The organism is Streptosporangium roseum DSM 43021, from assembly GCF_000024865.1.
GTDB classification, from domain to species: Bacteria; Actinomycetota; Actinomycetes; order Streptosporangiales; family Streptosporangiaceae; genus Streptosporangium; species Streptosporangium roseum.
Map to the genome: position 1 here is coordinate 4,674,101 of NC_013595.1, position 19,470 is coordinate 4,693,570.

Below are 19,470 nucleotides of genomic sequence, written 5' to 3' on the forward strand. Positions count from 1 at the left end.
CGTCAGGGACCGAGTTCGGCCGTGAGGCGCAGGAGCAGCAGGGCGATGTCGTCGCCGCGGCGGCTGGTCTGCTGGGCGTGCCGGATCATGGCGTCGGCCACCCCGTCGAGGTGCTGGTCGCCGACGCGCGCCAGCTCGATGCCGAGTTCGGCCAGGGCGTCGTCGAGATCGGTCCCGGGGGTCTCGATCAGGCCGTCGGTGTAGAGGGCCAGGACGGCGCCGGCCGGCAGGGGGATCTCCGTGCACGGATACCCGGCCTCGGGGTCGAGTCCCAGCAGCAGGCCGCCGGGCACGTCCAGTACCCGGACGCCGCCGTCGGGGTGGCGCAGGAGGGGGTAGGGGTGGCCGGCGCGGGCCAGGCACGCCGTGCGGCGGCGCAGGTCGAGCTGGACGTAGACGCAGGTGGCGAACAGGCCGGGGTCCAGGTCGGCCAGCAGGCGGTTGGTGCGGGCCAGGACCTCGCCGGGACCGGCGCCGGTGGTGGCGTAGGCGCGCACCGCGGTGCGTAGCTGGCCCATGAGGGCCGCGGCGGTGACGTTGTGCCCTTGGACGTCGCCGATGATGGCGGCGACGGTGTCATCGGTGAGCCGGATGACGTCGTAGAAGTCGCCTCCGATGTCCATGCCTTCGGTGCTGGGCAGGTAACGGGCGGCCGCGGTCAGGCCGGGCAGCAGGGGAAGGGCGTGGGGCAGCAGGCTTTCCTGCAGGCACTGGGCGAGCTCCAGTTTGGCGTCGTAGAGACGCGCGCGCTCCAGCGCCTGGGCGATCAGCCCGCCGAGCGAGGTCAGCAGAGCGCGTTCCTCGACGGTGAAGCGGTGGGGCCGGGAGAAGGCGAGCACGCAGGTGCCGATGGGCCGGCCCGAGGCGATCAGCGGTATGAACGCCCAGGCCGCCATCCCGTCGTCCGGAGCGACGGCCATCGGGTAGATCTGGTCCAGTTCCTCGTGGGACTCGAAGAAGCTGGGCACCCCGGTGACCATCGTCCGCACGCTCGGGGTGGGCGAGGTCAGCGGGAGGCGGTCGTACTGCTCGGTGATGTTGGGCGGGTAGCCCCGGTGGCCGGCCACGCGCAGCCGGCCGTCCTCGGCGACCAGCAGGGCCAGGGCCTGGCCGCCGAAGGCAGGCATGATCTGGTCGGCGACCAGGCCCACCACGTCCTGCACGCCGGCGGCCTCCGTCAACGCGCTCGCCAGATGCAGGACGTGGTAGATCGCCCCGACGCGGGTGGGCACCGCCGAGTCGACCGCCGACGTGAGCACCGGGACGTTCTCCGGCTCCACCAGAGCCGGGGTGACGCGCACGGTGATGCCGGAGACGGCCGGGTACAGGTCGAAGGTCAGCCATCGGTCCGGAGGGCACAGCGCCACGAACGAGGTCGGCTGCTGACTGATCATCGCTGCGCGGTAGCGGTCCTCGTACACCGGATCGTTCAGCCAGGGCAGCACCCTCCAGGGCTGGGCGCCGATCAGCCGCCGGGGCGACTCGCCGATCAGCGCGGCTCCCCGCGGGCTGATGAAGGTGAGGCGGCCGTGGTCGTCCAGGGCGCACACCCCCTCCGGCAGCCGTGCCACCATCGCCTCAAGCCCTCCGGGGGGAACCGCGCCGGCCGGGACGGGGGCGCGCGGCCCCGGACCCGGCGGGTCCGGCCGGCCGGACTCCTCAAGCGCTCGCGCCAGGCGGGCGGCCGCGGCCGTGAGACGGTCGCGTTGGCCGGAGGACAGCCGCGAGGGATGGGAGCCGGGCCAGAGCAGGAACATCCCCCCGTAGTCGGCCGTGGCGGTGGCAAGCGGCAGGGCGGCCATGCGGAAGTCGTAGGGCAGGGCGAGCGCGATGCCCGGGTAGCAGCGCACCATGTCCTCCTCGCCTCCCACCCACACCAGCCGCCCCTCCCGCGAGGCGTCGGCCACCGGGACGGGAGCGGTCAGGCTCACCCGCTCCCACGGCCGGGCGAACTCCCGCGGCAACCCCTCCATCACCGTCAGTTCCAGCACCTGGCCGCCGGGGGCCAGGCGGTAGATCGCTCCCGCGTGGGCGCCGACATCCTCCAGCATGGAGATGAGGTCCCCGGCCAGGCCGTCCCCGCCGTCCGGGGGAAGGAATCGTCCCGCCACGGTCAGCGCCTCATTCCCCGGCCCGCGACCGCGGGGCGATCATGTCGCCTCGCCGCCGCAGGCCGACTCCCCGGCCGGCGACAGGACGGCCAGGCGTTGCTTCCCGCCCTGTCGATCGACGTGACTTAACGCACATATATGGACGATACCTTCGCTGACCAGCAGTTTTGGAAACTCTTCCCCCAGGCCGGGGCCGGAGTCCCGAGATCGCCGGTCGGCGGAGTAGAACGGTCCCATGACAGATCTCAGCCGCGTCACCGCGTGGATCGACGGCTACCTCCAGGCATGGAACTCCAACGATCCGGCGCACATCGGCGCCCTTTTCACCGAGGACGCCGAGTACTACACCGCGCCGTTCCGGCCGCCCTGGCGGGGCCGCGGCCGGATCGTCGAGAGCTGGCTGGCGGACCGGGACGAGCCTGGTGAGACCGTGTTCGACTGGCGTCCGGTGACCGTCACCGACGAGGTGGCGATCGTCCAGGGGACCACCGCCTACCCGGACCGCACGTACAGCAACCTGTGGGTGATCCGGCTTGACGCCGATGGCCGCTGCCGCGAGTTCACCGAGTGGTGGATGGAACACCCCGCCCCCGCGGCCGGGTGAACGGCGGCCGGGCACGGCAGGTCCTCCGAGGTGGCAGGCGGAAACCGGCGCCGGTGAGCGTTCTCCGAGGTGGCACGCGAAGCCCGGCGTCGCGGGTGAGCGTCCTCCGAGGTGGCGGCCGCGCACCCGCCGCGCCGGCGGACGCCGCCGTACGGGCGGCCGGGGGCGCGCCGCCCGTACGGCGGATGACGTCCCGGGGTCTCAGCGCCCGGCGCCCGCGCCGGCGATCCGGTCCGCGAGCTCGCCGTGCCGCTCCCGGAGCTCACGCTTGAGGATCTTGCCGCTCGGGTTCTTCGGGAGCGCGTCGACGAACGCGAACGCCTTGGGGACCTTGAACGGCGCCAGCCGTTCACGGGCGTGCGCCCGCAGCTCCTCCTCGGTGACGGCCGCACCGGCCTTGGCCACCACGATCGCGACGACCGCCTCGATCCAGCTCGGGTGCCTGACCCCGACGACCGCCACCTCGGCGACGGCGGGGTGTTCGTAGATCGTCTCCTCGACCTCGCGGCTGGCGACGTTCTCCCCGCCGGTCTTGATCATGTCCTTGATCCGGTCGACGACGGTGAGGTAGCCCTCCTCGTCCATGGTCCCCAGGTCGCCGGAGTGGAACCAGCCGCCGCGGAACGCCTCGGCGGTCTTCTCCGGGTCGTCGAGGTATTCGAGGATGGCGTGCGGGCTCCGGTGGACGATCTCCCCGATCTCGCCGGCGGGCACGTCCCGGCCCTCGGCGTCCACGACGCGGGTCTCCACGTTCAGGGCGGCCTGACCGGCGGATCCGGCCTTGCGGATCTGGTCCTCGGGCTGGAGCATGACGGCGACGGGCGCCATCTCCGTCTGGCCGTAGAAGTTCCACAGGCGCACGCCGGGCAGCCGCTCGCCGATCTCCCGGAGCACCTCCACGGGCATGATCGCCGCTCCGTAGTAGCCCTTGCGCAGCGAGGAGAGGTCGCGCCTGTCGAAGTCCGGGTGGCGCAGCAGGGCGATCCAGACCGTGGGCGGCGCGAAGAACTTGGTCACCCGGTGGCTCTCGATCGCGGCGAGCACCGCGGCCGGGTCCGGGCCGGGCAGGATGACGCTGGAGGCTCCGAGCTGGATGTCGGGCACCAGGAAGCAGTGCTGCTGCGCGCAGTGGAACAGCGGCATCGAGTGCAGCTCGACGTCGTCGCGGTCCATGCCGCCGTCGATGACGCAGCTGCCGTACTGGGCGATCAGCGCGGCGTGGGACAGCACCGCGCCCTTGGGGCGCGACTCGGTGCCCGAGGTGTAGAGGATCTGGGCCGGGCCGTCCGGCGCGATGGGCACCGCGGGCTCGCGGGAGTCCCGGTGGTCCAGCAGGGCCGAGAACGGCTCCCAGTCTCCGGCCGCCTCGCCGTACACGATCCGGGTCCGCAGGCGGTCCGTCGCCTTGATCGCCTCTTCGGCGACCGGCAGGAGTTCATCCTGCGCGATCAGGGCGACGGCCGAGGAGTGGCCGACGACGTATCCGACCTCCTCGCCCCGGAGCATGAAGTTGATCGGCACCAGTACGGCGCCCGCCCGGGCGACGGCGAAGATCGTCTGGACGTACGCGACGCTGTTGCGCGAGAGCACCGCCACCCGGTCGCCGGGGCGCACTCCCCTTTCCAGGAGCGCGTTGGCGATCCTGGAGGCGTCCTCGTCGAGCTGGGCGTAGGTACGGCCGCTCGCGCCGTCCGACACGGCGAGCCGGTGGGGATGGCGCCGGGCGGACCGGCGGAGCAGGTCGGCCAGCGATTGGCGGCGGGCGAGCGCGACATCCGCCCGCTCCGGGGCTCCGGCAAGAGACATGGGCTTCTCCAGAGTGTCTGCTACAGACAAAACTTCTGGTAAGCGTAGCGATATCCACCCTTTCCTGGCGCGCAGCGGCTTTTGACCGGCGCCTGCCACCCGGACACGGAGCCGCCGGGTGGCGGGGAGATCCCCGCCACCCGGCGGACTCTTCGGTCAGCGGGCGGTTCAGCGCAGGTTGAACAGGCGGGTGCTGGTCTGCTTGAGGCGGTTGCCCTCGGCGTCCCAGGCTTCGACCTTCAGGCTGACCGCGCCCTTGGTGTCGCGCAGGGACGGGTAGCGGGTGCTGGCGGTGTAGGCGCCGTCACGGTCGCGCTTGACCGGGACGGGCGTCCACTTGGCGCCGTCGTCGGTGCTCATCCACAGCTTGAGCCCGGCGATCTTCGGCATCTTCGCCGCGGACGGCGAGTGGTAGGCCTCGACGGTGAACGTGTGGGATCGGCCGGCGCGGACGGTGTTGTCCATCGCCAGGGTGTCGCCCAGGTCGTAGCCGGCGAAGACGACCGGGGTGGGCCGGCACTGCTCGGTGACTCCCTCGATGATCCAATACTTGCAGAACGATCCCGGCAGCACGTGTTCCTTGGCCGGCGGGGCGCGGAACGTCCACTCGGTGTCGTGCTGGGCGTTCTTCGCGGTCAGCCGGTAGGTGCCGGCGCCCTCGGGCAGGGTGAACGCGGGGAGGTTGTCCAGGCCGGGCACCGTGACGCGCGGGATCTCCTTGCTGTCCCGATAGAGGTGGAGATCGTAGTCCGGGGTGAGGAGCGAGTCGGACTTCCAGAATCCGTCGCTGGTCGGATGCTTGTCGGGTGTGCCTGCCGGGGCGAACTCGGCCCAGAGGGTGTCACCCTGCACGCAGATCGTGCACACCAGGTCGATGCCCATCGTGGTGAGCGGCGGCGCGTCCTTGTCGGCCATCGCGTAGACCTTCTCCGACGCGGTGAAGGCGCCCGGCGTCAGGCCGGCGGTGAACCACTGCTGCCGGGTACGGCCGGGACGGTCGAGCTTCTCGACGCGGAACCGGGTCTCGAAGGGCACCGTCCCGTCGAGGCTGGCGGAGCTCATGCCGTGCGAGTTGATGACCTCGGGATCGATGGGCCCGACCCAATCGGTCCTGCTGGTCGGGCCGGTGAAGGCCACCGGCGACCACATCGAGGTGGCCGTCACCGTGGTCGCCACGTCGTCCTGCTTGTAGATCATGCGCCAGTTGTTGTGGCTGGTCGGCTGGGTGGCATGGATGTCCATGTCGACCTGGGCGAGCTGCTTGCCGGTGAAGGTGTAGTGCAGGGACTTCGGCACGCTGCCCTCGGCGTACGGCTTGAGGAAGTAGGAGTAGGGCGTTTCCGGTGTGCCGGTCACCCGGACGCTGACCGGTTCGCTCGCGAGCCGGGCGCGCAGCTCCAGTCCCTCCTTGTTCGACAGGGAGACGTTCGGGATACCGACGGGCTTGGGATCGCCGGTGTTGATCTTCTGGTAGATGTTGACCGGAAGGGAGCAGGAGCCGCTCTTTGACGGGAAGAGCGCCAATCCGGCCGCACCGGCCTCACGGATGGGGATGATCTGGGTGATCATGGTGGAGCAGCTCAAGTCATAGTTGGCCGTGGATCCCGTCTCCATGAGGACGAGCTTGCCGCGCAGGTCCTTCCCGGCGAGGTCCTCGGGCCGGCCCTCGCCGACGTCGATGAGCGGCAGGTTCTGCGTCCCGCTGAACGGCCTCCAGTCGGGCAGTTCGTTCTGGCGTTGGCCGTCCGAGAAGCCCTGGTGCTGGGGGGCAACCGGATCCAGGGTGATCGGCTTGCGCTTGCCCGCGCTCATGGTGACCTGGGCCTGTCCCAGCGTCCACTGGCCGGAGAAGCGGAACTTGCCCTTGGTGACGGGCTTGGTGGGGGTGACCCAGAGCTTCGCCCATGCGCTGGCCGACGAGCCCGGGGTCATTTGGGTGGCGTATGTCAGGCCGTTGGCGATGGTCCGCTGGGTGGCGGCGACCCAGAAGTTGTTCAGCGGCTCGGCGGGCTTCGGGGTGCTGAAGCGGACCTGGGAGGCCTGCCGGGCGTCGAGCGTGATCTCGGTGTCACCGGTGACGGTGACCTCCGGGTTGATCAGCAACGTCTCGTTGAGCCGGTCGTCGGAGTCCACCGCGGCCACCAGCTGCATCACCGAGTGCGTGCCGACCGGAACCCGGGTGATCGTGATCCCCTCGTCCGACACCACGGTGCCGTCGATGTATCCCTTCGCGCCGCCGACGTCGAGGGTCTGCTGGTACCAGGGCGAGACGGGTTTGCCGTCCCTGCCGATGGTGCGGACGGTGAGCTGGACGAGCGGAGCCTCGCGCACCGTGCCCACCGGGGTGGTCAGCCGGACGCCGTCGGCCTCGGCCGTCACGGCGCCGGTGTAGGTGCCGAACTCCAGGCCGGCGGTGTCGAGGGTGACGGTCGCCGTGGCGGTGCCGTTCGCGGGCACGGTGAGGGTCGGATCGGTGCTCAGCCTGCCTTCCACCGCGGTCCCGCCGACGGTGCGCAGGGCGGGGGTGAGCGTGAGGGTGACCGGCTGGTCGGTGAGGTTGCTGTAGGAGAGCTCCCGCTGCAGGGTCTCACCCTCCTCGGTCACCGAGCCGAAGTCGATCCCGCCGGTGGTGGCGAAGACCCGCTGGGTGTACGCCTTGGCGAGGTCCACCCGCCCGGCGCCCTGCTCGTACACGGTGAAGCCGTCGTCCTTGGAAGTGGACATCAGCGCGGCCTTGAGCAGCGGCCCCTTCCAGTCGGGGTGCTGCTGCGCCATGATCGCCGCCGCGCCCGCCACGTGCGGCGTGGCCATCGAGGTGCCGGACGCCTCGGTGTAGCGGTCGTCGACGGGGGTGCCCATCGTGGTGCCCGTGGCGCGGGCGGCGGCGATGTCCACACCGGGCGCGGCGATGTCGGGCTTGAGCCCCGAGTCGCCGAACCGCGGCCCCCGGCCGGAGAAGTAGGCCATCTGGTCCTGCTTGTCGACCGCGGCGACGGTGAGCGCGGCCTCGGCCGCGCCGGGCAGGGCCACGGTCCCGGGGAGGGCGCCGGAGTTGCCCGCCGCGATGACGAACAGGGTGCCGGTGGACGCGCTCAGGTCGTTGACCGCCTGGCTGATCGGGTCGGTGCCGTCGCTGGGGCCGGCGCCCAGGCTCATGCTGACGACCTTGGAGCCGCTGTTGGCGGCCCACTCCATACCCTCGATGATCCAGGAGTCCTGGCCGGAGCCGTCGTCGGCCAGCACCTTGCCGACGACCAGCTGCGCGCCCGGCGCGACTCCCTTGTACTTGCCGCCGGACGCGGCTCCGGAGCCGGCGATGGTGGAGGCCACGTGGGTGCCGTGCCCGTGGCCGTCCGTGACCGGCGCGTCGGGGACGAAGGACTGGGAGGTGGCGATCTTCCCTGCGAAGTCGGGGTGGGTGGCGTCGATGCCGGTGTCCAGCACCGCGACCTTCACCCCGGTGCCGTCGTGGCCGCCGGCCCAGGCCTGCGGCGCGCCGATCATGGCCACGCTCTCGTCCAGGACGGCCTTGACCTTGCCGTCCAGCCACAGCTTGGCGATCCCGCCGCTCAGCGTGTCGGACGCTTTCAGACCGGCTGAGGGGGCGGTCCGTACGGCTTCCCAGAACGTCCCCGCCTCCGCCTTGGTGACGTTCACGGCGGAGGCGTGGATGCTGTCCAGCGTCTTGGTGGGGACGCTGGCCGGGATCTCGTCGGCAGCCCGCTTGAGGGTGGCGCCCTCGCGGTCCTTCGGGTACTGCACGATCACCGGGACCTGCTTGGTCCGGTCGTCGGCGTAGCCGTTCTCCGCCAGATATCTGACGTCGAACAGCCGCCGGTCCAGCCGCCCCGCCTGAATGGCGGGCATCGCGTCGGTGGGCAGGACGTAGACGCCCTCGGGAGTGGTCCGGGTGACCAGCCGCGGCCGGCGGCCGTCCGAGCGGGCGGCGGGTTCGGTCTTCACGTCGAAGCGGTCGGCTGCGGCCTGGGTGAGCGTGACCTTGTCACCGGTGACCAGGGTGATGACGTGCGGGCCCGGGCCGACACCCTGGAGTGTGACGGGAGCCGCCGGGGGCGGCTGCGCCGGCCCGGCGGCCAGTGCCGCCGGCGTCTGCGGCAGCGCGGTCGCGGCCAGTGCGAGGAGTGAGGTCAGCAGGACGGTGCGTTTCACGCGGTCCTCCCAGGGGGTGACGGCCGGAATCCGTTCTCGGACATGGCGGGGCACTGCCTTTCTGCGTGATCACGATGAGGGGAGAGCGGGGAGAGCGGGATCACAGGGGCTCGAATCCCTCGGGGAGCCGGGGTGCTACGGCGACCGGTTGGGTCACCTCTTCGGACTGCGCCTCGTGGCCGGGGCCCTCGTCCGATGTGGGCTCGGGCGCATCCTGGTCAGACATGAGGCAAGCATCGTCGCGACCCCCTCGCGGGGGTATGGGGTGACAGATGGGGTAAACGCCCCAACTTTCCCGATCAAGGTCCTGCGGGGTGGTCCAGGTGGCGGGCGAGCTCCGTGCGCGAACGCGCGCCGAACTTGCGCATCGCCGCGCCGAGATGCTTGTCGACGGTCTTCGGCGACAGGAACATCTCCCTGGCGATCTCCTGGTTGGTGAGTCCCGCCGCGGCCAGCCGCGCCACCTGCTGTTGCCGTGCCGACAGGGAGTCGTTCGCCCCGTCGCGCGACGGGGCGGGAGGAGCTGGGCGCAGGCCCCATCGCCGGGCCAGCCGGGTGGCCCGATCCAGGTCCCATCGCGCGCCCATCCCGCCGTACACGGTGATGGCCGCCTTGAGGGTGGGTTCCGCGGCGGGGTCGCCGAGAGCGAAGAGGCAGGCCGCGGCCTGCTCGTCCGCATGGGCCGCCTCGTAGGGGGCCGGTAGCCGCCGGAAGTCGGCGGCGGCGGCCGTGAAGTGCTCCGCGGCCTCGCGCCACCGCTGCTCCGCGGCGGCCATGAGCCCGCGGGCCTGCCGCAGCCCCGCCGGAGCCAGCGGCGCGTCCAGCCCCAGCAGCCGGGACTCGTACCGGACCACCACCTCGGCCGCCTCCGCCGGCCTGCCCGCTGCCAGCAACGCCTCGACCAGCGCGGGAACCGCCCGGACCCCCACCGGCCAGAAGCTGTTGGCCTCCCACAGGGCGACGGCCTCCGAAGTCCCCGCGATCGCTGCGGCGGCCTCACCACGGGCGGTGGCCACCCGCAGCAGCATGCTCACCGGAAACGGGAGCAGATCGACGTCTCCCATGGCCCCCACCCGCTGGACGACTTCACGCAGGAGATCCTGAGCGGCGTCCATACGGCCCGGGGCGGGCGACAGGCAGGCCGCCACGGCATCCAGGAGGTTCACTTCGACCGGGCGGTCACTGCGCCCGTGACGCAGCGCCTCGACCTCCTCGCCCAGCCCGTCCCAGGTGCCCCGGCAATAGGCCACCATCGTCATCGAGGCGCGACAGCGGAACTCCATGCCGCCGGTGACGTCAGCGCTCGCCGCACTCTCCAGCGCCTTGGTCAGCAGTCGGAGCGCCACCTCGTGATGTCCGCTGAAACAGGCCTCGTCGCCGATGGAGCGATAGGCGGAGACCTCCCTGCGGGGACCGGCGTAGCCGCCCGTCTCCCGCACGACGCGGTCGGTCAGCTCGGCCCAGCGCGGATCGCCGACCACGGTGAACACCATCGCGACCTTGCTCAGCACGAGGAGACGGGTCGCGGGGTCACCGACCTCGGGCAGCGTCTCCAGGGCGCGCTCCAACCACCCCAGGCGCTCTTGGGAGGGCACGTCCATGGTGGCCGGCAACGCCAGGGCCACCATGGTCCAGGCCGCCAGCTCCGGCCGCTCGGCCAGTTCCTCCAGGGCGTCGGTGAACATCCGATACCTGCGCGCCGGGTCCGTCCGGGTCACTTCGAGCTGCATCCCCAGCAGGAACCGCAGCTCGCCGCGGACGGGCCCGGGAGGGGCTTTGTCGAGCGCCTCGGCGAGCAGGTCGCCGACGTCCGGCAGGTGCAACAACTCCGAGGCGGCCCACCCCAGCCTGATCGCCAGGGCCGCCCGGTGCTCGGGCGCCAGATCCGCGTGGCGCAGCACGTCCTCCAGGAGCCGTGCCACCTCGGCGTCGTCACCCAGCGCGAAGGCCTGGTCGGCGGCGCTCTCGGCGGCGTCCACCCAGTCCCCGAGGCGACCGGCCTGCCGGAGGTGGTACGCCACCCGCCCCAGGGGCACCGGGCGCAGGTCCCGCACGGCGGTCGCGGCGGCGGCGTGCAACGCTTGCCTGCGCCCCAGTGAGATTCCCTCGTGGACCGCCTGGGCCGCCAGCACGTGCCGGAATCGCACCACCCCGTCCCGCTCGACGAACAGGCCGGAGTCCAGCACCTCGTCCACCCCGTCGGCCGCCTCCGCCGGGGACAGGCCGGTGACGCCGGTCAACACCGCGACGGGCGAGGCCAGCTGAAGCGCCGCGGCCGCCTCCGCCACCCCCCTCGCCGCGGGTGACAGCCGTCCCACCCGCTCCTGCACCGACGCCCGCACCCCCACCGGCACGTCCAGCGCGTCGAGGGCGCGGCGTGCCCAGCCGCCCTCCCACCGGATCAGCGCCCCACGTGACCGCAGCAGCGCCAGCAGTTCCTGGATCGCCAGCGGCAGGCCGGAGGCCCGCGTGCACAGGTGCCCGGCGAACTCTGCGGAGACCTCCTCACTGCCCAGGATCGCGGCCGCGAGCGCGCGGGTCTGCGTCTCGTCCAGCGTCGCCAGCGCGATGTGCTCATGGATGATCGTGTCGGCCGGGCGCGCGGTCAGCGCCTGTACCCCGGCCGGCGCCTCCTCGCCCCGATAGGTCAGCACGACCGACAGCGCACCCGGCGGATTCGCCAGCAGGTACGCCAGGAACTCGACGGTCTGCTCGTCGGCCCAGTGCAGATCCTCGACCACGAGTACGGCGGGACCGAGCGCGGCCAGCACCGCGGCCAGTCCGCGGAACAGCCGGTGCCGCTCGGCCGCCCGATCGTCCAGCGGTCCGGGCGCTCCGGGAAGGACGTCCGCCAGCTCGGGAAACAGGGATCTCAGCGCACCGGCCACCGGCGACAGCGCCACCCCGGCCAGGTCGCCGCCACTGGACCGCAGCGCCTCGACGAGCGGCCCGAGCGGGAACGGCTCCCTGATCTGGCTGCACCCGCCGCTCAGAAATCGCAGCCCCGCCATCTCCGGCCGCGCGGCCAGCTCCGCGACCAGCCGGGACTTGCCGATGCCCGCCTCGCCCTCGACCACGACCACCGAAGGCCGCGCGGCCACCGCCGCCGCCAGCCGTGCCAGCTCCGCATCACGCCCGACCAGGACCGGAGAGACCGTCCGGCCCACGCCCCTACGTCCGTCCGCGCTCATCCGCTCCGCATCCAGCCACCGGCCCCGCCATTAAGTTCTCGCCGTAACCACGCGATATTTAAGTCCCTAATGCCACAAAAGTCACTATCGCCGGGGCTTCATGCCGGTGCCGGGCCGGCTGGGCCGACACGCGGGCGGATGAGTTCGCGCCTACACCCACGGGTGTACATCCCGTGTCGTGCGGGCCCGCCGTACATCCTGGGATGTAGGGCGGAGGGCCACCCGGGGGAGGACGATCTCCCGGGTCGGGCGCGCCAGCATGGTGCCCATGAGCCTCCCCTCCACTGCCCGCCGGACACGTGCCCCCGGCTGGATCGTCTGGTCGTTACGCGCCGGCGCCACCCTGCACCTTCTCGGCGTGCTCGGGCAGGCGGTCCTGGCCGGGCTGTTCGTCACCGGCGACGTGGACATGCTTACCGCGCACCGTGACAACGCCGGGTTCACCCACGCCATGCTGTACGTGCAGCTCGTGTCCGCGATCCTGCTGTGGCGCCCCGGAAGGGGCCCCCTGTGGCCGGCCCTGGCGAGCGCCGGGCTCGTGGCCGCCGAGATGCTGCAGATCGTGCTGGGACAGGAGCGCGTCATCGCCGCGCACTTCCCGCTCGGCGTGGCCGTCTTCGGCGCCTCCGCGGTGATGGCCGCCTGGGCCTGGCGGGGGACGGCGTGATCTCCCGGCGGGGCTTCCTCGGCCTGCTCGGCTGCACCGGGCTCGCCGTCGCCGGATGCGGGACGTCGGCCGGCGAGACCGCAGGCCAGACCCTGACCAGCGCGCGGGCGCTGCCCGCGCCGTTCACCGTGCCGCTCCCCATCCCCAAGACCGCCGTTCCCGTACGGCCGGGCCACTACGAGGTGGTCCAGCGCGCCGCCCGGGTGGAGATCATCCCGGGCACGACGACGGAGATCTGGGGATACGACGGCACCTTCCCCGGCCCCACCTTCGACCTGCGCCGCGCCGGCCGTACCGTCATCCGGGTCCGCAACGAGCTGCCCGTGCCCACCTCCACGCACCTGCACGGCGGGGTCACCCCGCCCGGCTCCGACGGCTACCCCACCGACCTGGTGGTGGCCGAGGGCAGGGGGTTCCGGCCGCCGCCCGGCGCGCACGCCGGCCACGACCTGTCGCAGTGGACCTTCCACTCCGGGGCCAGGGACTACGTCTACCCGCTGGACCAGCGGGCCGCCACGCTCTGGTACCACGACCACCGGATGGACTTCACCGCCCCGCAGGTCTGGCGTGGCCTGGCCGGCTTCCTGCTGGTCCGCGACGACGAGGACGACGCGCTGCCGCTGCCGAAGGGCGCGCGGGACCTCCCGCTGATGATCTGCGACCGGTCCTTCGAGGAGGACGGCGCGTTCCGCTACCCGGAGGTGGACCCGAGCCTGCTGGTCAAGGCGGGGGTGGAGGACGACTTCATGGAAGGTGTCGAGGGCGACGTGATCCTGGTCAACGGCGCCCCCTGGCCGGTGCTCGACGTGGACGCCGCCCGCTACCGGCTGCGGCTGCTCAACGCCTCCAACGCCCGTCGCTACCGCCTCGCGCTGGCCCCCGGCGGCAGGTTCGTCCAGGTCGGCAGCGACCTCGGGCTGCTGGCCGCCCCGGTGACCCATGAGGCGATCACCATCGCCCCTGCCGAGCGGTTCGACGTGGTCGTGGACTTCTCCGCCTACCCCGTCGGCACCGAGGTGACGCTGGTCAACACCCTGGGCACCGGATCGACGCGCGACGTGATGCGGTTCCGCGTCGCCCGCAAGGCGAAGGACGACAGCGCGGTGCCCAGGCGGCTGTCCCGGATCGACCCCCCTGACCGGTCCGGAGCGGTGGCCACGAGGGTCTTCGACTTCCGCATGACCGGGCAGGGCGGCGGAGCGGCCTGGACGATCAACGGGCGGCCGTTCCGGCCCGGCAGCCCGCTGGCCAGGCCGCGGCTGAACACCACCGAGGTGTGGCGGTTCACCAGCGACTTCCATCACCCCGTGCACGTGCACCTGGCGCACTTCCAAGTGCTGTCACGCGGCGGCAGGCCGCCCGCCCCGACGGACGCGGGCTGGAAGGACACCGTCGACGTCCGGCCGTACGAGGTCGTCGACGTCCTGGTCCGCTTCGAGGGATACCGGGGCCGCTACATGCTGCACTGCCACAACCTCGAACACGAGGACATGGCGATGATGGCCGACTTCGAAGTGATCTGACCGGCCGCGGCGGCCCGCCCGCGAGACGGGACTCAGCCGAGCCGTACGGTGACCGTCTTCGAGCTGCCGCCCCGGTCCGACAGCCGCCCGAAGGTGAGCGTGAGCTTCGCGCCGGTCGCGGCGCCCGTCAGGAGCGGGTGCCCGCGGAGCACCCCGGTCACCGGCCGGTCCCAGGTCACGGTCAGCCCGTCCAGGTCGCGCCGGGGGTCCGACACGGTCAGCGTGGCCGTGCCGTCGCCGCGCTCCCTGACGAGGACCGCGCACGGGGCGGAGGCGGTCAGGCCGCCGGCGGCTCCGTCGTTCCAGAAGTTCACCGCGGTGATCCCGAGCGAAGGGACCTGGACACCCTGCCGGCGGGCGGTGTTGGCGAGCACGCGCGCCCAGCCGGGGTCGGCGGCGCGGGCCCGGGTCCGCGCCAGGCTCGCACCCGGCAGGAGCAGGTAGACGTAGCCGGCCGAGCGGGGGTCGACGCCGTGGTCGAGCCAGAGGGTCACATAGCTCCGGGTGACCGGCTCCGGGCCGCCGGTGCGTTCCTCGCGCAGCGTGTGCAGGCGGGCGCAGGGCACGACGTAGCCGCCGTGCCCCTCCAGGTGTGCCCAGCCCGCCCTGTCGTCCACGGTGAGGAACGCGTCGGTTCTGCGGTTGTCCACGATGGTCTCGACCGGCACGCCGTCCTCGCCGGTGATCGCGGCGCCCAGGCAGACCACCGCGTCGTCGAGGAAGAACCATGACTTGAAGGCCTCCATCGTGCTCTCGAAGCCGTTCAGGTGCTGGCCGACCGTCGCGTACGTGCCGTCGGTGGCGCCACCCACCCAGCGGCCTGGCGGGCAGGTGTCGCCCCACCCCTCACCGGCGCCGTCGGCCAGCCGCCGGGTGGAGACGGTCGTGCCCGGCAGGCGGTAGGGGTCGACGGTGGGCCAGAAGGAGTCGGAATACTGGTCGCCGTGGCCCTCGCCCCACCAGTAGAGCATTCCCGAGCCGGTGTGCCAGCCCCGGAGGTTCTCGCCGTTGCCGTGCTCGTAGTGGCCGATCCGGTAGGAGGCCATGCTGAGCCCCGCGCACCAGCCCGGCCTGCGATGGACGGCGCGGGCGCTCATCGCCAGCAGCCGGTGCCCGATGGGCTCGTCCGCCGCGGGGATCGCGTCGTCATCCAGGACCGCGGCGAGGCGGGCGTGGAACCCCAGGTCGCTCCTCTCGGCCGCGCCGAGCATGGGCCGGCAGGTGTCCCGCAGCGCCCACCCCTTCACCATGCCCTGCCAGCGGGCCCGCTCGGCGGCGGAGGCCGCGTCCCCCAGCAGCAGGATCGAGGAGGCGATCCCGCGGCCTCTCCTGTGGTCACCGTACGGCTCCCTGCCGATCCCGCGGCCGCTGACGAGGTCCATGCAGAAGCCGTCGTGGACGAACGGCGCGAACGACCTCTCGACGGTGTCGAAGACGATCTGCCTGCCCGCGTCGGTGATCTCCCACCGCGAGCCGCGCAGCACCGCGAACAGCGTCGCGAGACCGGACAGCATCACCGCCCCGTACCCGCCCTGGTAGGGGACGGACGTGTGCTGGACGAACGAGCCGTCCCGGTAGATTCCGTCGCCCTCGGAGACGTAGGGGAAGACCGGGGAGAGGGCCGAGGCGGCCAGCGCGGCCTTCCCCGGGTCGGATCCGAGGATGGCGCGCAGCAGCGTCACCGTGCACAGGTCCACCCGGTTGGCCCCGGTGCTGGTGCCGCTGTAGTCGTTCAGGCGGCACTCGGGGAGGAAGTGGTCCACCGCGTCCCGCAGTGCCCTGCTCTGCCGGTCCGCCAGGTGCGGGCCGATCAGCACGGCCGCGTCGAGGAGCCTTCCGGGGGTGCCGATCTGCCAGTTCCACCAGTTGCCGGCCGGGTCCGCGCCCGCGGTGTACACCCGCCGCCGGTAGTGGTCGATGCCGGCGGCGACGGCCGAGGCCAGGCCCGCGTCGCCGGTCAGGCCGGTCCCCGGCAGGGCGTACGCGCGGGCCATGGTCTGCAGCCGCGCGGGGGTGCCGATGAAGGAGGGGAACGCCAGGCCGGGCCAGAGCGACGCGTCGGCGGGCGCCATGGTATCCCGGTATCGGGCCGCCGTCGTCCCCAGCTCCGCCAGCCGGGTCCGGTACGGTTCGGCCGCCGCGTCGAATCCCGACCCCGCCGTCACGTCCCGCCATCGGCGGCGCAGCAGGGCGAAGGAATCGTCCTCCGCGTGCGCGGAACGCGCCTGGATCAGCGTCCCAGCCGTGGCGACTCCGCCGAGCTGCAGAAATAATCGCCTGGAATATCCGTTCACGCGTAGATTGTCAGGCGGAAATCGCCGCGGTCCCGGACGCCACGCCGTACCGCAGAGCGTCGGTCAGGTCGGTGGACGGCGAGAGTGCTCCGGCGCCACGCACGTGTTCTCGTGGAGGTTCGGGCCTCCGGCCGCGTTCTCCGCCACGCGCCGGTAGTCGGGGCACCGGGTGAAGTCGTCGGCCCGGCATTCCATGATGTGCTCGATCAGCGCCTTGGACGCCGCTATCTCCTGAAGCCGCCGCTCCAGCTCGGCGTGCTGCCGCTGGAGGAACTCCCGGCGTCCGGCCTGGCCGGAGATGGCGAGCAGCTCCCGGATCTGCTCCAGGCTCATCCCGCCGGCCTTGGCCCGGATGATCGTCATGACCTGGACGGTGTGGTCACGGGTGTAGCGGCGCCGGCCGTTCACCCTGGCGGCCGGGACCAGCAGGCCCATCGCCTCCCAGTGGCGCAGCACGTGCGGTGCGAGGCCGAACCGTTCGGCGAGTTCTCCGATGCTCATGGAGCCACTTGACTTCATGTTGACATTAACTTGCAGACTTTCCTCCGTGTCAAGCAACGACTGCTCCATGGAGGCAGACATGTTCGATGTCGTCGTAGTCGGGGGAGGCCCGGCCGGGATGTCCGCGACGCTGACGCTGGGACGGGCTCACCGCGCGGTGCTTCTGCTCGATGCAGGTGAGGGCCGCAACGCCCCGGCCGAGGCGGTGCACAACTTCCTGACCAGGGACGGAACCCCGCCTTCCCGGTTGCGCGAGCTGGGCCGCGACGAGCTGTCGGCCTATCCGGGCGTTCAGGTGCGCGACGGGGCCGTCACCGGTGTCGGCGTTCCGGACGGAGGCGGGTTCCGCCTGTCGCTGTCCGGCGGAGGTACGGTGGACGCGCGGCGGCTCCTGCTCGCCACCGGGCTGGCCGATGAGATGTCCGACCTGCGCGGGGTCGGCCCGCTGTGGGGCCGATCCGCCTTCCACTGCCCCTACTGCCACGGCTATGAGTGCACCGGCAAGCCCGTCGCGGTGATCGGCGCGGAACCGGCCCGGGTACGGCTGGCGCTGCAGCTGAGCCGCTTCGCCTCCGACGTCGTGCTCTGCACCGGGGGCGCCCCCGTCGACCCGGCGCTGCGGGCGAAGCTGGAGGCCCACGGCGTCCCGGTGCGGTGCGAGGCCATCTCCCGCCTGGAGGCCACGGGTGACGCGCTGGAGCGGATCGTGTTCGAGAGCGGCCCGCCGCTCGCCCGAGAAGCGGTGTTCGTCGTCAACGTGCCACGCCAGCGCTCCGACCTGGCCGCACGCCTCGGGTGCGCGGCCTTCGCCGACGCCTGCGTCGAGGTGGACGAGTTCGGCCGGACCAGCGTGCCGGGCGTGTACGCGGCCGGGGACATGGCGCGGCGGGCCACCGTACCGGTGCCGCTGGCCGCCGTCATCAGTGCCGCGGCCAGCGGCACCGTCGCCGCGGCGGTCATCGACCAGGACCTGCTCGGCGCGGACTTCGGCCTGTCCAACCCCTTCCCGCGGAGAGTGGATGAGCCCCGTGTCCCGTGAGGTCTCCCCGGCGGCCGCCGCCGCCACGCCGCAGGCCGGCGCCCCGGAGGAGCCGGCCCGCGGCGGCAACGTAACCCTCGCCACGGCCGGTCTCGTGATCGGCATGCTGCTGTCCGTCCTGGACCAGACGGTGGTCGCCATCGCGTTGCCGGACATGGCCGCCGACCTGGGCGGCATGGACGCGATCGGCTGGGTCGTCACGTCCTACGTCCTGGCCTCGACCACCACCGGCGCCCTCTACGGCCGGATCAGCGACCGCTTCGGCCGGCGCGCGGTCTTCGTCGCCGCGACCGCCGTCTTCGTCGCGGGCTCCGCCCTGTGCGGCGCGGCGCAGTCGGTGCCCCAGCTGGTGGCCGCCCGGACCCTGCAGGGCATCGGGGCGGGCGCACTGTTCGTCCTGCCCACCATCGCGCTGTCCGAGCTGTACCCGCAGCGCCTGCGCAGCCGGATTCAGGGCTTCACCGGCGGGATCTTCGCGCTCGCCGGCGTGGGCGGTCCGCTCGCCGGTGGAATGATCACCGACACCGCGGGCTGGCGCTGGATCTTCTACATCAACCTGCCTCTCGGCCTGCTCAGCATCGTCCTGGTCACCTTCGCGCTGCGGCTGCCCAGGGCGGGCGGGGGCGCGAGGGTCGACATCGCGGGCTCCGTACTGCTGGCCGGCGCCGCGGTGAGTTTGCTGCTGGTGGCAGAGTGGGGTGGCCGCGCCTACCCGTGGACCTCCGGCGTGACCCTCGCCCTGATGGGGGCCTTCGCCGTCCTCCTGGCGCTCTTCGTGTGGTGGGAGCGGCGTGCCGCCAGCCCGCTCATCCCGCCGCGGCTGTTCGCCGCCCCCGCCCTGCGCGTCGCCCTGCCCGCCACCGCGCTGCTCGGGGCGATGCTCGGCGGCTCGATCGTGTACCTGCCCACCTATCTGCAGGCCGCGTACGGCATGAGCGCCACCCAGGCGGGCCTCGCGCTCAACCCGTACGTCATCCCCTTCATCACGGTGTCCGCCGTCGCCGGTGCCAGGATCGGCGCGAGCGGCCGGTTCAAGCCCTACCTGCTCGCCGGTTCGGCGGTGGCGGTGCTGGGATTCGCGCTGCTGAGCCGGCTCGAACCCGGCACCGCCTACGCCCTGCTCGCCGTGGAGCTCGGTGTACTGGGCGTCGGCTTCGGGCTTCTGCTGCAGAACCTGGTGGTCGTCGCGCAGAACGCGGCCTCACCGGCGGACCTGGCGGCCACCACCTCCGCCGCCGTGTCCGTCCGGGGGCTCGGCATGTCGCTCGGGGTGGCGATCTCCGGCAGCCTGCTGACCAGGGAACTCCAGGGGCAGGCTCAGTCTCCCGAGGCCATGGCCGCCGCCATCCCCGAGGTTCTCGCCTGGGGCGTGCCGGCGGCCCTGGCCCTGGTGGCGCTCGTCGCGCTGCTGCCGCCTTCGACCGGCTCTTCCGGAGCCGAGGCGGAACCGGCCTGACCGTCCGGGGTGAGGGGCCGGGGTGGAGGTCGCCGACCTCCGCCCCGGCCCCGTCGGAGGCGCCCTGACCGGCGCCGGGGTGAACCGGGCGGCGTGATGTGGGGCCGG

The 19,470-nt window shown here is 72.5% G+C and carries 12 protein-coding genes; 5 read left to right on the forward strand and 7 right to left on the reverse strand.

Annotated elements, in window-relative coordinates; translation table 11 throughout:
* Window positions 1–2: 2 nt before the first annotated feature.
* Window positions 3–2,111, reverse strand: coding sequence for a PP2C family protein-serine/threonine phosphatase (locus SROS_RS20385; RefSeq protein WP_012890844.1), 2,109 nt, complete (start codon window positions 2,109–2,111; stop codon window positions 3–5).
* 235 nt (window positions 2,112–2,346) lie between these two features.
* On the opposite strand from SROS_RS20385, the gene SROS_RS20390 reads away from it, so the two are divergent.
* Window positions 2,347–2,715, forward strand: coding sequence for a nuclear transport factor 2 family protein (locus SROS_RS20390; RefSeq protein WP_012890845.1), 369 nt, complete (start codon window positions 2,347–2,349; stop codon window positions 2,713–2,715).
* A 201-nt stretch (window positions 2,716–2,916) separates the two neighbouring features.
* On the opposite strand, the gene SROS_RS20395 is transcribed toward SROS_RS20390, so the two are convergent.
* The 4 genes from SROS_RS20395 to SROS_RS53905 form a co-directional block, all read right to left on the reverse strand.
* Entirely contained in the window at window positions 2,917–4,521 is a 1,605-nt protein-coding gene (locus SROS_RS20395) for a fatty acyl-CoA synthetase (protein WP_012890846.1), read from the reverse strand.
* 168 nt (window positions 4,522–4,689) lie between these two features.
* Window positions 4,690–8,691, reverse strand: a complete 4,002-nt coding sequence (locus SROS_RS20400; RefSeq protein ID WP_012890847.1) for a S8 family peptidase — start codon at window positions 8,689–8,691, stop codon at window positions 4,690–4,692.
* A gap of 100 nt (window positions 8,692–8,791) precedes the next feature.
* Window positions 8,792–8,917 carry a hypothetical protein gene (locus SROS_RS53900; RefSeq protein ID WP_012890848.1) on the reverse strand — a complete coding sequence of 42 codons (126 nt, stop codon included), beginning with the start codon at window positions 8,915–8,917 and terminating at the stop codon, window positions 8,792–8,794.
* 73 nt (window positions 8,918–8,990) lie between these two features.
* The gene (locus SROS_RS53905) at window positions 8,991–11,882 is read right to left on the reverse strand and encodes a helix-turn-helix transcriptional regulator (RefSeq protein ID WP_012890849.1); all 2,892 of its coding nucleotides are present in this window, start codon (window positions 11,880–11,882) and stop codon (window positions 8,991–8,993) included.
* Window positions 11,883–12,150: 268 nt separating this feature from the next.
* Here SROS_RS53905 and SROS_RS20410 point away from each other — a divergent pair, with 268 nt between their 5' ends.
* Window positions 12,151–12,549 carry a hypothetical protein gene (locus SROS_RS20410; RefSeq protein WP_148269139.1) on the forward strand — a complete coding sequence of 133 codons (399 nt, stop codon included), beginning with the start codon at window positions 12,151–12,153 and terminating at the stop codon, window positions 12,547–12,549.
* Window positions 12,546–14,072 (forward strand): multicopper oxidase family protein, encoded by a 1,527-nt coding sequence (locus SROS_RS20415; RefSeq protein WP_012890851.1) that lies wholly within the window; start codon window positions 12,546–12,548, stop codon window positions 14,070–14,072. Before SROS_RS20410 ends, SROS_RS20415 begins: the two co-directional genes overlap by 4 nt.
* A gap of 32 nt (window positions 14,073–14,104) precedes the next feature.
* Here the strand turns inward: SROS_RS20415 and SROS_RS20420 are convergent, their stop codons facing one another.
* Both SROS_RS20420 and SROS_RS20425 read right to left on the reverse strand, forming a co-directional pair.
* Complete coding sequence (locus SROS_RS20420) at window positions 14,105–16,366, reverse strand: polysaccharide lyase 8 family protein (protein WP_012890852.1); 2,262 nt, start codon at window positions 16,364–16,366, stop codon at window positions 14,105–14,107.
* A 63-nt stretch (window positions 16,367–16,429) separates the two neighbouring features.
* Complete coding sequence (locus SROS_RS20425) at window positions 16,430–16,867, reverse strand: helix-turn-helix domain-containing protein (protein WP_012890853.1); 438 nt, start codon at window positions 16,865–16,867, stop codon at window positions 16,430–16,432.
* A gap of 79 nt (window positions 16,868–16,946) precedes the next feature.
* Between SROS_RS20425 and SROS_RS20430 the strand changes: the two genes are divergently transcribed.
* The gene (locus tag SROS_RS20430; RefSeq protein WP_012890854.1) at window positions 16,947–17,906 is read left to right on the forward strand and encodes an NAD(P)/FAD-dependent oxidoreductase; all 960 of its coding nucleotides are present in this window, start codon (window positions 16,947–16,949) and stop codon (window positions 17,904–17,906) included.
* The gene (locus SROS_RS20435; RefSeq protein WP_012890855.1) at window positions 17,887–19,362 is read left to right on the forward strand and encodes an MDR family MFS transporter; all 1,476 of its coding nucleotides are present in this window, start codon (window positions 17,887–17,889) and stop codon (window positions 19,360–19,362) included. The genes SROS_RS20430 and SROS_RS20435 overlap by 20 nt, the downstream gene beginning before the upstream one ends.
* The last annotated feature ends 108 nt before the right edge of the window (window positions 19,363–19,470 follow it).

Coding starts and splice junctions, on each gene's coding strand:
- SROS_RS20425 (WP_012890853.1), bottom strand. CDS start 16,867: ATGAGCATCGGAGAACTCGCCGAACGGTTCGGCCTCGCACCGCACGTG.
- SROS_RS20390 (WP_012890845.1), top strand. CDS start 2,347: ATGACAGATCTCAGCCGCGTCACCGCGTGGATCGACGGCTACCTCCAG.
- SROS_RS20410 (WP_148269139.1), top strand. CDS start 12,151: ATGAGCCTCCCCTCCACTGCCCGCCGGACACGTGCCCCCGGCTGGATC.
- SROS_RS53900 (WP_012890848.1), bottom strand. CDS start 8,917: ATGTCTGACCAGGATGCGCCCGAGCCCACATCGGACGAGGGCCCCGGC.
- SROS_RS20435 (WP_012890855.1), top strand. CDS start 17,887: ATGAGCCCCGTGTCCCGTGAGGTCTCCCCGGCGGCCGCCGCCGCCACG.
- SROS_RS20430 (WP_012890854.1), top strand. CDS start 16,947: ATGTTCGATGTCGTCGTAGTCGGGGGAGGCCCGGCCGGGATGTCCGCG.
- SROS_RS53905 (WP_012890849.1), bottom strand. CDS start 11,882: ATGAGCGCGGACGGACGTAGGGGCGTGGGCCGGACGGTCTCTCCGGTC.
- SROS_RS20395 (WP_012890846.1), bottom strand. CDS start 4,521: ATGTCTCTTGCCGGAGCCCCGGAGCGGGCGGATGTCGCGCTCGCCCGC.